The 13,491-nt window shown below is 67.4% G+C and carries 12 protein-coding genes; 7 read left to right on the top strand and 5 right to left on the bottom strand.

The window, feature by feature from the left end; translation table 11 throughout:
• Positions 1–163: 163 nt before the first annotated feature.
• The 5 genes from trpS to AC1RQC_RS35470 form a co-directional block, all read right to left on the bottom strand.
• On the bottom strand, positions 164–1,186 hold the full coding sequence (trpS, locus tag AC1RQC_RS35490; RefSeq protein WP_416047618.1) for a tryptophan--tRNA ligase: 1,023 nt from the start codon (positions 1,184–1,186) through the stop codon (positions 164–166).
• A gap of 155 nt (positions 1,187–1,341) precedes the next feature.
• The gene (gene rsmA / locus AC1RQC_RS35485; protein WP_174427471.1) at positions 1,342–2,163 is read right to left on the bottom strand and encodes a 16S rRNA (adenine(1518)-N(6)/adenine(1519)-N(6))-dimethyltransferase RsmA; all 822 of its coding nucleotides are present in this window, start codon (positions 2,161–2,163) and stop codon (positions 1,342–1,344) included.
• 20 nt (positions 2,164–2,183) lie between these two features.
• A complete protein-coding gene (pdxA, locus tag AC1RQC_RS35480; RefSeq protein WP_492376418.1) occupies positions 2,184–3,233 on the bottom strand; it encodes a 4-hydroxythreonine-4-phosphate dehydrogenase PdxA in 1,050 nt (349 codons plus the stop codon).
• Positions 3,234–3,251: 18 nt separating this feature from the next.
• Positions 3,252–4,748: a peptidylprolyl isomerase gene (locus AC1RQC_RS35475; RefSeq protein WP_492376419.1), complete on the bottom strand. Its 1,497-nt coding sequence runs from the start codon at positions 4,746–4,748 to the stop codon at positions 3,252–3,254.
• Between the two features lie 9 nt (positions 4,749–4,757).
• Complete coding sequence (locus AC1RQC_RS35470) at positions 4,758–7,163, bottom strand: LPS-assembly protein LptD (RefSeq protein ID WP_492376417.1); 2,406 nt, start codon at positions 7,161–7,163, stop codon at positions 4,758–4,760.
• Between the two features lie 156 nt (positions 7,164–7,319).
• Here AC1RQC_RS35470 and AC1RQC_RS35465 point away from each other — a divergent pair, with 156 nt between their 5' ends.
• From AC1RQC_RS35465 to AC1RQC_RS35435, 7 genes are all read left to right on the top strand, one after another.
• Positions 7,320–8,354: an aminoglycoside phosphotransferase family protein gene (locus AC1RQC_RS35465; protein WP_492376416.1), complete on the top strand. Its 1,035-nt coding sequence runs from the start codon at positions 7,320–7,322 to the stop codon at positions 8,352–8,354.
• A gap of 31 nt (positions 8,355–8,385) precedes the next feature.
• The gene (locus AC1RQC_RS35460) at positions 8,386–9,138 is read left to right on the top strand and encodes an AzlC family ABC transporter permease (protein WP_492376415.1); all 753 of its coding nucleotides are present in this window, start codon (positions 8,386–8,388) and stop codon (positions 9,136–9,138) included.
• Positions 9,135–9,473, top strand: coding sequence for an AzlD domain-containing protein (locus tag AC1RQC_RS35455; RefSeq protein WP_043343742.1), 339 nt, complete (start codon positions 9,135–9,137; stop codon positions 9,471–9,473). Before AC1RQC_RS35460 ends, AC1RQC_RS35455 begins: the two co-directional genes overlap by 4 nt.
• A gap of 17 nt (positions 9,474–9,490) precedes the next feature.
• On the top strand, positions 9,491–10,231 hold the full coding sequence (gene murU / locus AC1RQC_RS35450; RefSeq protein WP_492376414.1) for an N-acetylmuramate alpha-1-phosphate uridylyltransferase MurU: 741 nt from the start codon (positions 9,491–9,493) through the stop codon (positions 10,229–10,231).
• Between the two features lie 81 nt (positions 10,232–10,312).
• Complete coding sequence (locus tag AC1RQC_RS35445; RefSeq protein ID WP_492886119.1) at positions 10,313–11,695, top strand: aminopeptidase P N-terminal domain-containing protein; 1,383 nt, start codon at positions 10,313–10,315, stop codon at positions 11,693–11,695.
• Positions 11,692–12,201, top strand: coding sequence for a hypothetical protein (locus AC1RQC_RS35440; protein ID WP_492832952.1), 510 nt, complete (start codon positions 11,692–11,694; stop codon positions 12,199–12,201). The genes AC1RQC_RS35445 and AC1RQC_RS35440 overlap by 4 nt, the downstream gene beginning before the upstream one ends.
• Positions 12,182–13,429 carry a UbiH/UbiF/VisC/COQ6 family ubiquinone biosynthesis hydroxylase gene (locus AC1RQC_RS35435; protein WP_492832950.1) on the top strand — a complete coding sequence of 416 codons (1,248 nt, stop codon included), beginning with the start codon at positions 12,182–12,184 and terminating at the stop codon, positions 13,427–13,429. The genes AC1RQC_RS35440 and AC1RQC_RS35435 overlap by 20 nt, the downstream gene beginning before the upstream one ends.
• Positions 13,430–13,491 lie beyond the last annotated feature (62 nt).

Below are 13,491 nucleotides of genomic sequence, written 5' to 3'. Positions count from 1 at the left end.
GGGGGTCGCCCCATCCGGGTCGCTTCTTTGCCTACTTTCTTGGCGAGACAAGAAAGTAGGTCGCCTCCCCGCAGGGGCGGTGAAACGGCAGTTGAAGTTGACCTTGACGTTAAGCCGTTGCAGTTGCAGTTGCCATTAACCTACAACCCCCAACAATTCAACCTCAAAACCTAAAAGTCCCCAACGCCTCGCGCACTTCATCCAACGTAGCCTGCGTCACCAACCGTGCCTGCTCCGTCCCCTGCTTCAAAATGTCAAACACAGAGGCCGGATCCTTGGCCAGCTCCTCGCGCCGCTCACGAATCGGCGCCAGCAGCCCTTGCAGCACACCATCGAGCCTGCGCTTGAGGACCATGTCACCCAAGCCGCCGCGCCGATAGTGCTCCTTCAACTCGGCCACTTCATCGACCGCCTCGTCGAACGCGTCGAGGTAGGTGAACACTACATTGCCCTCCACCTGGCCCGGATCGGACACCTTGAGGTGGTTGGCGTCGGTGTACATGCGCATGACAGCTTCCTTGACCTGCTCGGGCGAGGCCGCCAGCGAGATGGCGTTGCCTTGCGACTTGCTCATCTTGGCCTTGCCGTCGACGCCGGGCAGCCGGCCAAAGCGCGGGATCAGCGCGGCGGCTTCCGGCAGCACTTCGCGGCCAACCTGGTGGTTGATTCGGCGCGCGATCTCGTTGGTCTGCTCGATCAGGGGGGCCTGGTCCTCGCCGACCGGCACCACGGTGGCCTTGAAGCCGGTGATGTCGGCAGCTTGCGAAGCCGGGTAGCACAGGAAGCCCGCCGGGATATCGCGGCCGAAGCCGCGCGCCTGGATCTCTTCCTTGATGGTCGGGTTGCGTTCGAGCCGGGCGACCGTGACGAAGTTCAGGTACATCAGGGTCAGCTCGGCCAGCGCGGGCAGGTGCGACTGCACCGTGATGGTGGTCTTGGCCGGGTCGATGCCGACCGCGAGGTAGTCGAGCGCCACTTCCAGCACGTTGCGCCGCACTTTGTCCGGATCGTGCGCGTTGTCGGTCATGGCCTGGGTGTCGGCCAGCAGCAGATATTGCTTGTGGGTATCCTGCAGCGCCACGCGGCTCTTGAGCGAGCCAACGTAGTGGCCCAGGTGAAGCTGGCCGGTGGGGCGGTCGCCGGTGAGGATGACCTTGCGCTGGGGCGCCTGCGTTTCGCTAGTCATGGCATTTCCTTGGGTAAGAGAAGCGCCGCGGTGCCGGTCAGCGCAGGCAGAGTGCTGCCAACCGGGCTGCGGCGGCTGGAGTCGGGATCAGGGGATGACGACGTGCCGCTGCGTTCAGCAGCGCCGCCAATGGGAACGAGAGCCGGTCGCGCGCATCATGTAGCCGGGGTTTCAAGCTGGCGCGCCAGGCCGACGTACTCGGCCACGGGGACTTCCTCGGCGCGCCGCGCCAGGTCGAAGCCAAGGGCTTCAAAATCGACCTGGTCGCGCAGCATCGACAGTGTATTGCGCAGGACCTTGCGCCGCTGCGAGAACGCCGCGGCCACCACGTCGCCCAGCACCGTCAGGTTGCACGCGGGATACGGCGAGCGCAACTGGCCATCGGGCTGGCGCGGCCAGGGGATCATGCGCACCACGGCGGAGTCAACCTTGGGCGGCGGGTTGAACGAGGCCGGCGGCACGTCGAGCACATGCTCCATGTGATAGCGCACCTGCAGCATGATCGACAGCCGCCCGAAGGCTTTGCTGCCTGGCTCGGCCACCATGCGCTCGACCACTTCCTTTTGCAGCATGAAGTGCTGGTCGCGCACCTGGTCGGCAAACTCGGCCAGGTGGAACAGCAGCGGGCTGGAGATGTTGTAGGGCAGGTTGCCGACGATGCGCAGCGGCTTGCCGGCTTCGCACAGCTTGCCGAAATCGAAGGCCAGCGCGTCGCCGGCGTGGATCACCAGCCGTTCGCCGTAGCGGCGGCGCAGGCGCTCCACCAGGTCGCGGTCAAGCTCGACCACCTGCATCTGCGGCAAGCGCTCCAGCAGCGGCTGGGTCAGCGCGCCGAGGCCGGGGCCGATTTCGACCAGGGTATCGCCGTGCTGCGGGTCGATGGCACTGACGATGCCGTGGATGATGCCGTCATCGACCAGGAAGTTCTGTCCGAATCGTTTGCGGGCCACATGGCCCTGGTGTACGTTGGAACGCATAGTTAGGTCTCGCTCGGGCGTCAGCGTGTTGCCACCAGCGGCGCGGCGCGCGGCCGGCCGTTGGCGTGGCCGGCCATGACGATGGCGTTGCGGATCGCCTCGATCATGCTGCCGTGCTCGGCCTGGCCACTTGCGGCCAGGTCGAGCGCAGTGCCATGGTCGACCGAGGTGCGGATAAAAGGCAGCCCCAGCGTGATGTTCACGCCGTGGCCAAATGTGCCGTACTTGAGCGGGGCCAGGCCCTGGTCGTGGTACATCGCCAGCACGCAGTCAGCCCCATCTAGATGGCGGGGCTGGAACAGCGTGTCGGCCGGGTACGGGCCGCGGGCATCGATGCCCGCGTCCACGGCATGGGCCAGCGCGGGAATGATCACATCGATCTCCTCGCGGCCCATATGGCCGCTTTCGCCGGCATGCGGGTTCAGGCCGGTCACCAGGATACGCGGCCGGGCGATGCCGAAATGCCGGCGCAGGTCGTGGTCGACGATGGCCAGCGTTTCTTCCAGCATGGACACGGTCAGCGCGTCGGGCACCGCGCGCAATGGCAGGTGGGTGGTGGCCAGCGCCACGCGCAGCATGGCGTTGCCATGCGCGGGCTGCGGGCCGGCCAGCATCATCACGACGCGCGGCACGCCGGCGCGCTCGGCCAGGTATTCGGTGTGCCCGGTGAAGGGCACGCCGGCATCGTTGATGGTGCTCTTCTGCACGGGCGCGGTCACCATGCCGGCAAAACGCCGCGTGCCGCTGGTCCCGCCCATGCAGCCATCGATGGCTGCATCGAGCAAGGCGAGCACATAGCCGCCGTTGCGCGCATCCAGCCGGCCAGCATCGCAAGGCACGGCCAGAGGGATGTCGTCGCACACCACGCTGCCATCCGCAAGCCGGTGCGCCCAGGCTTGCGCGACACCCAGCGCGGCGGCGCGCGCCGCCAGCAGGCCCGCGTCGCCAAGCACGTGAAAACGCACCTGCGGATGCTCGCCGGCAAGTTGCAGCAAGGCGCCGACGGTAATGTCGGGGCCAATGCCGGCGGGTTCCCCGGTGGTGATGGCTAGCGCGAGCGGCTCGGACATGGTGGCGATGCGTTCTGGTTAGCGCTGGCGGTTGACGCGGTATTCCACGTAGGCGGCCTGGCGCAACTGGCGCTGCCAGTCTTCATACGCCGCGCGCACCTTCTGCTCGCGAATCTCCGCGCGGGCAAAGTCGCGCTGCTTCTCCGGCGTGATCTCGGTCTCGCGGCGATTGAGCACCTGGATCAGATGCACGCCGAACTGCGTGACGATGGGCTCGGACACCTCGCCCGGGCGCAGGCGGCTCATGGCCTGCTCGAACTCCGGCACCAGCTCGCCCGGCGATACCCAGCCGAGATCGCCGCCGTTCTGCGCCGACCCATCCTGGGAGAAGCGCTTGGCCGCGTCGGCAAAGTCGCCGCCGTGGGTGATCCGGTCGCGCAGCGTGGCCAGTTGGCGGCGTGCCTCGGCCTCCGGCATGTTGGGGCCGGTGCGGATCAGGATATGGCGCACCTGGGTCTGCGTGATGCGATCGCTGGCCGCCGGGTTCGACGCTGCCGGCGGCGCGGTGCGCTTGGCCACCAGCTTGAGCACATGGAAACCGTTGGCGCTCTCGATGACCTGGGGCGCCACGCCACCAGGCTGCAGGTCAAGCACGGCATTGGCAAACAGCGCCGGCAGCCGGCCGATTTCACGGAAGCCGAGCGAGCCTCCCTGAGCGGCCTCAGGGCCGTCGGAGCCCTGCGCCAGCTGGGCGAAATCCGCACCGCCCTGAGCCTGCTTGAGCAACCCTTCGGCCTTGGCGCGCAAGGCTGCCTTCTGCGCCTCGGAGGCATCTTCCGGCACGCGCACCAGGATCTGGGCCACGTTGTATTCGGTGGGGCCGGTGGCGGTGGCGGCCGCGCCCGGTGCGCCATTCGCCGCGAGATAGTTGTCGATCTCGCCGTCGTAGACCTGGATCTTGGAATCCACCTCGCGCTCGCGCAGGCGGATCACCTGGACCTGCTTGCGCAGCTCGTCACGGTACTTGGTCCAGGTCATGCCGCTGCGCTCGACCTGGCTGCGCAGGTCGGTCGCATTGATGTGGTTTTGCTGCGCGACCGACTCAATGGCGCGATCGACTTCCTGGTCGGTCACCTTGATGCCGGCATCCTGCGCCGCTTGCGTCTGGACCCGCTCCATCACCAGCCGCTCGAGCACTTCGCCCAGCAGGTCGGCGCGCGCCGGCACCGGGCGGTTGGCCTGGCGCAGCTGCGATTCGATCTCGTCGGCGCGGTCCAGCAATTCGCGCCGCGTGATCACGCTGTTGTTGACGATCGCCACCACCTCGTCCACCAGTTGCGAGCGCTGCGCGCTCGTGCCCGGCTGCGTCACGCCCAGGCGCGGCTGGCTGGGCGAGGCGGCAGCGCTGTCGCCGGCCTGGGGCATGAAGATGCCGGTGGCCTTCTGCCCGGGCGCCTTCAGCTGTGCCGAAGCCGGCAGTGCGAAGGCGGCCAGCAGTGCGGTCAGCAGCAGGCTTTGCCAGCCGGTCAGGCGGGAAGACATCGAGGAGAGCGCGTTGAATTCTTGACGTTTCATCATGGTCCGTCATTCATAGTGGTCGAGCTGGGATGGGATAACAGGCTTGGCGAGGACGGGCTCATAACCCGGCACGTTCAGCCGCAGCACATCCAGCGGATTGGAACCGATCTTGGACAACCCGCGGAACTCCACCTGGAAGAAGATGCGTCCGGTGTAGCCCTGCGTGGTATTGCGGAAGCGCTGGTAGACCACACGGCCAACCCAGCAATCCGCTGCGTATTCGAAGCCGGCCAGCGCGTCCACCAGTTGGCTTGCGCTCAGGTCGAACGCGACCCGGCCGATGCCGTAGGTGCGCTGTGTCAGCGGCCACTGGCTCGAAACCTCGAACTGGTCGATGGCGGTATTGTCCGTCACCGAAGTGGGGCGCCGGTAGCGATAGCCGATATTCAGCGTCTTGCGCTGCTCCGGCCGCCACGAGAAGGCGATGTTCGAGTAGATCACCCGATCGCTGTCCGGGTTGTACTGCACGCCAGCATCAAGGTAATAACCCTTGAACATCTGGATCGTGGTCGCTGCCAGCAAATCAGAATAGCCTGCCTTGGCCGGATCGGTGCCATTGAGCTGCACCCGCTGGCCAGTGAAGTCAAAGCGCTGCGCAATAGTGCCGCGGAAACGTTCGATGCCGCTGCTCGCCTCAATCAAGCGCGTGGTCACGCCGCCAGTCAGCTTGTTGTTGTCGGCAATGCGATCATAGCCCGTGAACGGATTCTCACTGAAAATCTGGCCGTAGCCAAAGTCCGACTGCACCGTGTCAAAGATCGGAAACTGGCTCTGGTCGCGGAACGGCGTGTAGACATAAAACAGACGCGGCTCCAGCGTCTGCACGTAATTGACGCCGAACAGCCGGCTCACGGTCGGCGCCTCGCGCTCGAACGTCATGCCCGAATCCACGCTCATGGTCGGCAAGGCGCGGTTCAGCGTATTGGGCGTGCCCGCGGTGTTGGTGGAGGACTCCATCTGGTACTGCGTGGCATTGAACGTCACCTTGGGCGTGACGAACCAGCCTGGCCGAATGATCGGATAGCTGATCGAGGGCTGGATGAAGACACGTTCACCCTGCGGCAGTTGCGTACCTGTCGTGCCCAAAGGAATGCGGAAGCGCGTGTAGTCGGCTTCCACTTGGATATCGAAGCCACCCAGGTCATAACGCGTGTACTTGCCATTGAGCTGAGGCACACGCTCATAAGAAGGCTGGCTAGGCGCGAGCGTCTGGAATTTCTGCACCCGGGCCAGCAGGGCAAAATCCTGCCAGTTGTAGGTGACGCCGCCTTCCTGCGTGTACTGGCGCAACGTCGCCTGTGTCACCGAGCGGGTCAGGTCGTCGGGATACTGGCCGTCCGACACCTTGTTCAGGTTAACGTACGCATTCAGTCCCGGCGCTATGTTCTGGACATGCTGGATCGAATACGCCCAGCGGTTGGTCTTGGTCTTCTGGTCGTCCGGCAGGAATTCGCCGCGGATACGCCCGGAATAGCCGCTGCCGATATAGCGGTAGTCGGTGCCAAGCTGCACCCCGCGCGAACTCAGCACGCGCGGAAAGATCGTCAGGTCGCGGTTGGGCGCGATATTGAAGTAATACGGGACCGTGAGGTCCATGCCCGAGCGCGAGCTATAGCCGAACAGCGGCGGCAGCACGCCGCTGCGGCGCTCGCTGTTCAAGGGGAAGCTGAACACCGGCGCGGCCATGATCGGCACGTCGAAAAAGCGCAGCACGCCGCCATAGGCAGTGCCGACCTGGCGGTCGCTGTCGATATCGAGCTCGCGCGCGCTGAAATACCAGTCCGCATTGTCGGGCGAACAGGTCGTGTAGGTGGCGCGCTTGATCGTGCTGAGATTTTTGTCGATGAAATCGATGCGCTCGGCCTTGCCGGAGCCACCGGTCTGCTGGAAATAGTAGTCCGGAGACAGCATGTAGCCTTCGTTGGCCTCGACCCGCAGCCGGGCTTCCGGCCCGACCGAGAGCGAGCCGTCGCGGGCAATGCGGGCATTGCCGTGGACAAAAGCCTCGTCGCTGTCCTGGTCGTAGGTGAGCTTGTCGCCCTTGACCACGCCGCCATTGCGGCGCAGCTCGGCGTTGCCCTCGAGCTCCACGCCACGCTGGTTATAGCCGGTCATGCGATCGCCCGAGACAAAGGTGGGCGGGTTGTCGTCCGGCTCGGCCGTCTTGGTCTTGGCCGTGCCCGGCTCGGCCAGACGCGGCACCAGTTCGCCGGCTACCGGCGGGGCCTCGGGTGCCGCTTCGACGGTCGGCTCGGCCACCGGCAGGTCGGGAATGGCGGAGCTCACGGCCTGCGCGTGCGCACCCACCGACCAGCCGGCCATGGCCAACACGAGCGGGCGCAACGCGCTGCCGGGGAGTCGTGCCGGTGTCTTGCTAGCCTTCTGGTTCGGTGATCGTCGTTGTTCGGTCATGCGAGCGGGTCATGAGTCAGAGCGGCGGCGGCGGCCCAGCAACCGCCAGCCACCGCCGAAGCAGGCTGTCGGGCTGTAGGAGGCCCGCCTGGGAGCCGCCCCGGGGCCCGGGTCTGGTCGGGTATTATACGGGGCATCCTATTCTCCCTTTCCGGCATGGCAGCACATCCTCTCGACCCGCGTCTCGACCAGCTCAAAGTCTGGGTGTCCGGACTCGGTCCGGCCTGGTCCATTAACCCCGACTCCTGTACCCCCGCATCGGCTGACGCCAGCTTCCGGCGGTACTTCCGGGCCAGCACCAGCCACCCCGACCATCCGAGCGTGATCGTGATGGATGCGCCTCCCGCGCAGGAGGACTGCCGCCCCTTCATCCATGTCGCGGAACTGTTCGGCGCTGCCGGCGTGAGCGTGCCCAAGGTACTGGCGCAGAACCTCGAGCAAGGCTTCCTGCTGCTCAGCGACCTGGGCAACACCACGTATCTGTCGCGGCTGGACGCGGCCAGCGCGCGCGGCCTTTATGGCGATGCCGCCGCCGCGCTTGTGAAGATCCAGCTCGCGACCCGCCCCGGCACCTTGCCCGCCTACGACCGCGTGCTGCTGCAGCGCGAAGTCGACCTGTTCCCGCAGTGGTACGTGGCCCGGCACCTGGGCGTGACACTGACGCCCGACCAGGAATCCGGGCTGGCCGAAGTGATGCAGACGCTGCTGGCCAACAACCTGGCACAGCCGCAGGTGTATGTGCATCGCGACTATCACTCACGCAACCTGATGGTGCTTGAGGGCGAGGCCAATCCCGGCATCCTGGATTTCCAGGACGCGGTGATCGGCCCCATTACCTATGATGCGGTGTCGCTGTGGCGCGATGCCTATATTGAATGGGACGAGCAGGAGCAACTCGACTGGCTGATCCGCTACTGGGAGCGCGCGCGCATGGCCGGGCTGCCGGTGGCGCCCGATTTTGGTGACTTCTACCGGGATTTCGAGTGGATGGGCCTGCAGCGCCACCTCAAGGTACTCGGCATCTTTGCCCGCCTGTACCATCGCGACGGCAAGGATGGCTACCTGGCCAACCTGCCGCTGGTGCTCAAGTACGCGCGCCAGGTGGCGGGCCGCTACATCGAGCTGCGCAGGCTGGTACGGCTGTTCGACGCCCTCGACGGCGTCGAACGCCCGGTCGGCTACACGTTCTGATGCCGGTGCAAGCCATGACGGACGCACAGCCATGACATCCGGCGGCGATCCCACGGCCACGCTCACCCGCGGCGGCGAGTGGTGGGCTGGCGTGCGGGCGCTGGCGCCGATGCTGCTTGGCGTGGCGCCGTTCGGCCTGATCTACGGCGTGCTGGCGGTCAACGCCGGCATGCCCGCGTGGCTGGCCTGCGCCATGAGCGCAATCGTGTTCGGCGGCGCCTCGCAGATGATCCTGACGCAACTGTGGGCGGCGGGCACGCCGGCGGTGCTGATCGCCGTGACGGTCGCCATGGTCAACCTGCGCCATGCGCTGTACTCGGCCACCATGGCCCCGGCGCTGGCGCACCTACCGGGCCGCTGGAAGGCACTCATCTCCTACTTGCTGACCGACGAGGCCTTCGCCGCCATGACGCGGCGCCTCAGTGACGACGACGAACACAAGCGCTACCGCCACTGGTTCTTCTTTGGCGCCGGCTTCGCGCTGTGGGCCAGCTGGCAGGTCTCGACGCTGGCGGGTGTGCTGGTGGGCGCCCAGGTCCCGCGCGACTGGCCGCTTGATTTCTTCCTGCCGCTCACCTTCATCGCCATCATCGTGCCCGGCATCAAGCACCGCTCGCACGCCGCGGCGGCGCTGGCGGCCACGGCGCTGGCGGTGGCCTGCTACGGCATGCCGCACAAGCTTGGCCTGATGGTCGCGGCGCTGGGCGGGATTGCCGCGGGCATGCTGCTGCTTGGCAAGGACCGCAGGCAGCGCAAGCCGGCCGCGACGGAGCCCGCCGCATGAGCCAGCTCACCCTGCTGCTGGTGTTTATCGGCGCCGGCCTCGCCACCTTCCTGATCCGCCTGTCCTTCATTGCCGTGGAAGGCCGGGTGCGGCTGCCGTCGTGGTTCCGCACCGCGCTGCAATTCGTGCCGGCCGCCATGCTGTCGGCGTTGATCGCGCCCGACCTGCTGATGCGTGATGGCCACGTCGACATCGGCCCCGGCAATGCGCGCCTGGTAGCAGGGCTGGTGGCCATTGTCATCGCCGCCAGGACGCGCAGCATTGGCTGGACCATCGCTGGCGGCATGGGCACCCTGATCGCGCTGACATACCTGCTGAACCACGCGCTGAAATAAGCGCCGGAGACCCTGCATTGAAAGCCATGATTTTTGCAGCCGGGCGCGGCGAACGCATGCGCCCGCTGACCGATGCCCATCCCAAGCCGCTGCTGCAGGTGGGCGGCAAGCCGCTGATCGTCTGGAAGATCGAGGCGCTGGCGCGCGCCGGCTTCAAGGACATCGTGATCAACCACGCCTGGCTCGGCGAGCAGATCGAGCAGGCGCTCGGTGATGGCAACCGCTTCGGCGTTCGCCTGGCGTACTCAGCCGAGCCCAGCGCGCTGGAAACCGCCGGCGGCATCGCCCAGGCGCTGCCGCTGTTGTCGGCCGCACCCGAGCGCGGCGAGATCTTCCTGGCGGTATCCGGCGACATCTTCACCGATTACGACTTCCGCGCCCTGCTGCCCCGCGCGCGCGCCATGGCCGGTGCGCCCGAGCCGCGCATGCACCTCGTGATGGTGCCCAATCCGCCGTTCCATCCGGGCGGCGATTTTGCGCTCGGCGCCAACGGCCTGTTGTCGCTCACGCCCACGGCGACGGCGCCGAGCCTGACCTTCGGCAATATCGGCCTGTACGACACCCGGCTGTTCACCGCCATCGAGCCCGGCCAGAAAGTTGCCATGACGCCCTACTATCGCGCCGCCGTGGCGGCCGGGCTGGCCAGCGGCGAGCGCTTCGACGGCGCCTGGGAGAACGTCGGCACGCCGGCCCAGCTGGCGGCCCTCGATGCCCTGGTGCTAGCGCGAGCCGGCACCGCTTGCGCACCCTTGCCCTGAGCGGGTCCGGCCAGTCCAGCCCCGCGCCGGCAATCCGACGGCGTTAGAATCGTCCTATTCCCCATCCACGTGGCCCAACACATGTCCGCACCCGACTCCGCCCTCCTTCTCGCCTGTCGCGACCGGCGCGCCCGCGTGCTGCAGCAATTACGCGCCGCCGGCGGCGGCGTGGCGATCCTGCCCACCGCGCCGGAAGCCATGCGCAACCGCGATAGCGACTATCCCTATCGCCATGACAGCTATTTCTATTACCTGACCGGCTTCACCGAGCCGGAGGCCGTGCTGGTCCTGGTGGCGCAGGCGGGCGGCGCCGAGCGCAGCATCCTGTTCTGCCGCCCCAAGCACGAGGAGCGCGAGATCTGGGATGGCTTCCGCTATGGCCCGGAAGGCGCGCAGGCGGCCTTCGGCTTCGACGAGGCACATTCGGTCGAGGAAATCGACGCCCTGCTGCCCTCGCTGCTGGCCGACCACGCTGTGGTGGCCTACCCGCTGGCCGCCAACACCCGCACCGATATGCAGGTGCGGCGCTGGCTCGAAACGGTGCGCATGCAGGGCCGTGCCGGCGTGACCGCGCCATCGACGGCGATCGACATCCGCACCATCCTCGACGAGATGCGCTTGTTCAAGGATGCCGGCGAGATCGCCACCATGCGCCGCGCCGCCGAGATCTCGGCCCAGGCCCATGTGCGCGCCATGCGTGCTTCGCGCGAGGGCCTGCGCGAATACCACCTGGAAGCCGAGCTGCTCTACGAATTCCGCCGCCACGGTGCGCAGAGCGTCGCCTACAACTCGATCGTCGCCACCGGCCCCAATGCCTGCGTGCTGCACTACCGCGCCGGCCCCGCCGAGCTGCGCGATGGCGACCTGTGCCTGATCGACGCCGGCTGCGAGCTCGATGGCTACGCGTCCGACATCACCCGCACCTTCCCCGTCTCCGGCCGCTTTTCGCCAGCCCAGCGCGAGCTGTACGACCTGGTGGTGGCCGCGCAGGAAGCCGCCATCGCCGAGACCCGCCCCGGCGTGCCCTACAACGTGCCGCACGACGCCGCCACGCGAGTGCTGGCGCAGGGCATGCTTGATACCGGCCTGCTCGACGCGAACCGTTGCGGCGGCCTGGACGAGGTACTCGCCAGCGGCAGCTACCGCCAGTTCTACATGCACCGCACCGGCCACTGGCTGGGCATGGACGTGCATGACGTGGGCGAGTACCGCGTGCCCGGCGCCGCGCCGGCCGAGGGCGAACGCGCCTGGCGTCCCCTCGCGCCCGGCATGGTGCTGACGGTGGAGCCCGGCATCTACGTGCGCCCGGCACCGGAAGTGCCGGAGCGCTTCTGGCATATCGGCATCCGCATCGAGGACGATGCGGTTGTCACCGAGGGCGGCTGCGAGCTGATGACGCGCGGCGTGCCGGTCAAGGCGGACGAAATCGAGGCGCTGATGCGCGACGCGGGAGGTACACGATGATCAGTTGGCTACGCAAGATACTTCCGAGCGGCGAGCGCCCACAGACCAGCCGCGCGCGCGCCGTTGATCCCGCGCAACCGTTCGTGGTCAACCTCTATGATGACCGCCTGGTCGTGCATCGCCCCGATGGCCAGCGCGAAGAACTCGAATGGGACGTGATCGAACGCGTGGTGGTGCGGGTCTCGAACCGCGAGCCATGGGCCGGGAAGGCCTGGCTGATCCTGGTGGGAGACCCCAAGGCCGACGGCACGCCCCGGGGCTGCGTGGTACCGCTCGACGCGGCCAACCATGCGGCGCTGGTGGAACGCCTGCAGGCATTTCCCGGCTTCAACCAGCAGAAGCTGGACAACGCCCTGAGCGACGCGGCGGCGGGCAAGCACCGCACCGACGCCAACTGCTGGAAGCGCGGCATACAGCCGGCGGAGTCCGGCGCCATGGGCAATGCGAGCAACGACAGCAACCTCGTCGCCCAGCCAGGCAGCGCGCATGAGCCCGGCAAGCACTGAAGCCTGCGCGGACACGGATATCGCCATCGTCGGCGCAGGGCCGGTAGGCCTCGCGCTGGCCTGCCTGTTGCTGCGCAAGAGCCCGTGGCGCCTGACCTTGATCGACGCCGCCACGCCGGCGCGCGCGTCCCGCGATCCGCGCGCCATCGCGCTGTCGTACGGCAGCCGCCAGCTGCTTGAGCAGATCGGCGCGTGGCCCCGCGCTGTCACCCCGATCGAGCATATCCATGTGTCGCAACGCGGGCGGTTCGGCCACGTCAAGCTCCACAGCCACGACTACGACGTACCTGCGCTGGGCTATGTGGTGCGCTACGGCGAATTGTGCGAGGCACTCGAGCGTGCGCTGGCCCAGGCCGTCCAGGCCAGCCCCGCCCCCGCTGGCGAACGCCTGCGACGGGTCTACGAGACGCGCATCGATCAGCTGGAGCAATCTGGTCCCGATACGGCTGCAGCCAGCCTGGTGCGCCTCTGCGGCCATGGGCATGACCAGCAGCCCGCCGCCTTCGGCGCGCGCCTGGTGGTGCAGGCCGAAGGCGGCCTGTTCCACCAGCAGTCCACCCGCGCGGAGCGTGGCGTGCAGGGGCGGAAATACCGGCGCGACTATGGGCAGACCGCCATCGTGGCCCACGTGGCCTGCTCGCGCCCGCAGCCCGGCTGGGCCTGGGAGCGCTTTACGGAGGAAGGCCCGCTGGCACTGCTGCCGCATGAAGAGCACGGCACACCCGGCTACGCCCTGGTCTGGTGCTGCCCGCCGGAACAAGCGGCGCGCCGGCTCGCGCTGCCCGAAGGGGAGTTCCTGGCTGAACTGGAACAAGCCTTCGGCCCGCGCATGGGCCGCTTCACCGGCATTGGCAAGCGCCATGCCTTCCCGCTTGGGCTGAACGCGGCGCCCGTCACCGTGCAGGGCCGCGTGGTAGCGGTCGGCAATGCGGCGCAGACGCTACATCCGGTAGCCGGCCAGGGTCTCAACCTCGGCCTGCGCGACGCCTTTGCCCTGGCGCTCGCGCTGCGCGCCGACTGCAGCCCGCAGGCCTTGCAGGCGTTTGCGGCGCAACAAAAGCTGGATCGGGCCGTCACCATCGGCGTGACCGACCTGCTGCCGCGCGTGTTTGGCGTTTCCTACCCGCTCGCTGCCCACGCGCGTGGGGCGTCCCTGGCGGCGCTCGCTTGCCTGGGACCGCTCAAGGACACGCTGGCGCACCAGATGATGTACGGCATGCGCCGCTAAAGGCTGCCAAGGGCCGCCGGCGGCCCTGTTGTCAACATTGTTTGCAATCCGGCCCGGTGCAA

This window comes from Cupriavidus sp. GW822-FHT03E04 (assembly GCF_058801495.1).
This window is presented reverse-complemented; position numbering and strand designations above follow the sequence as displayed.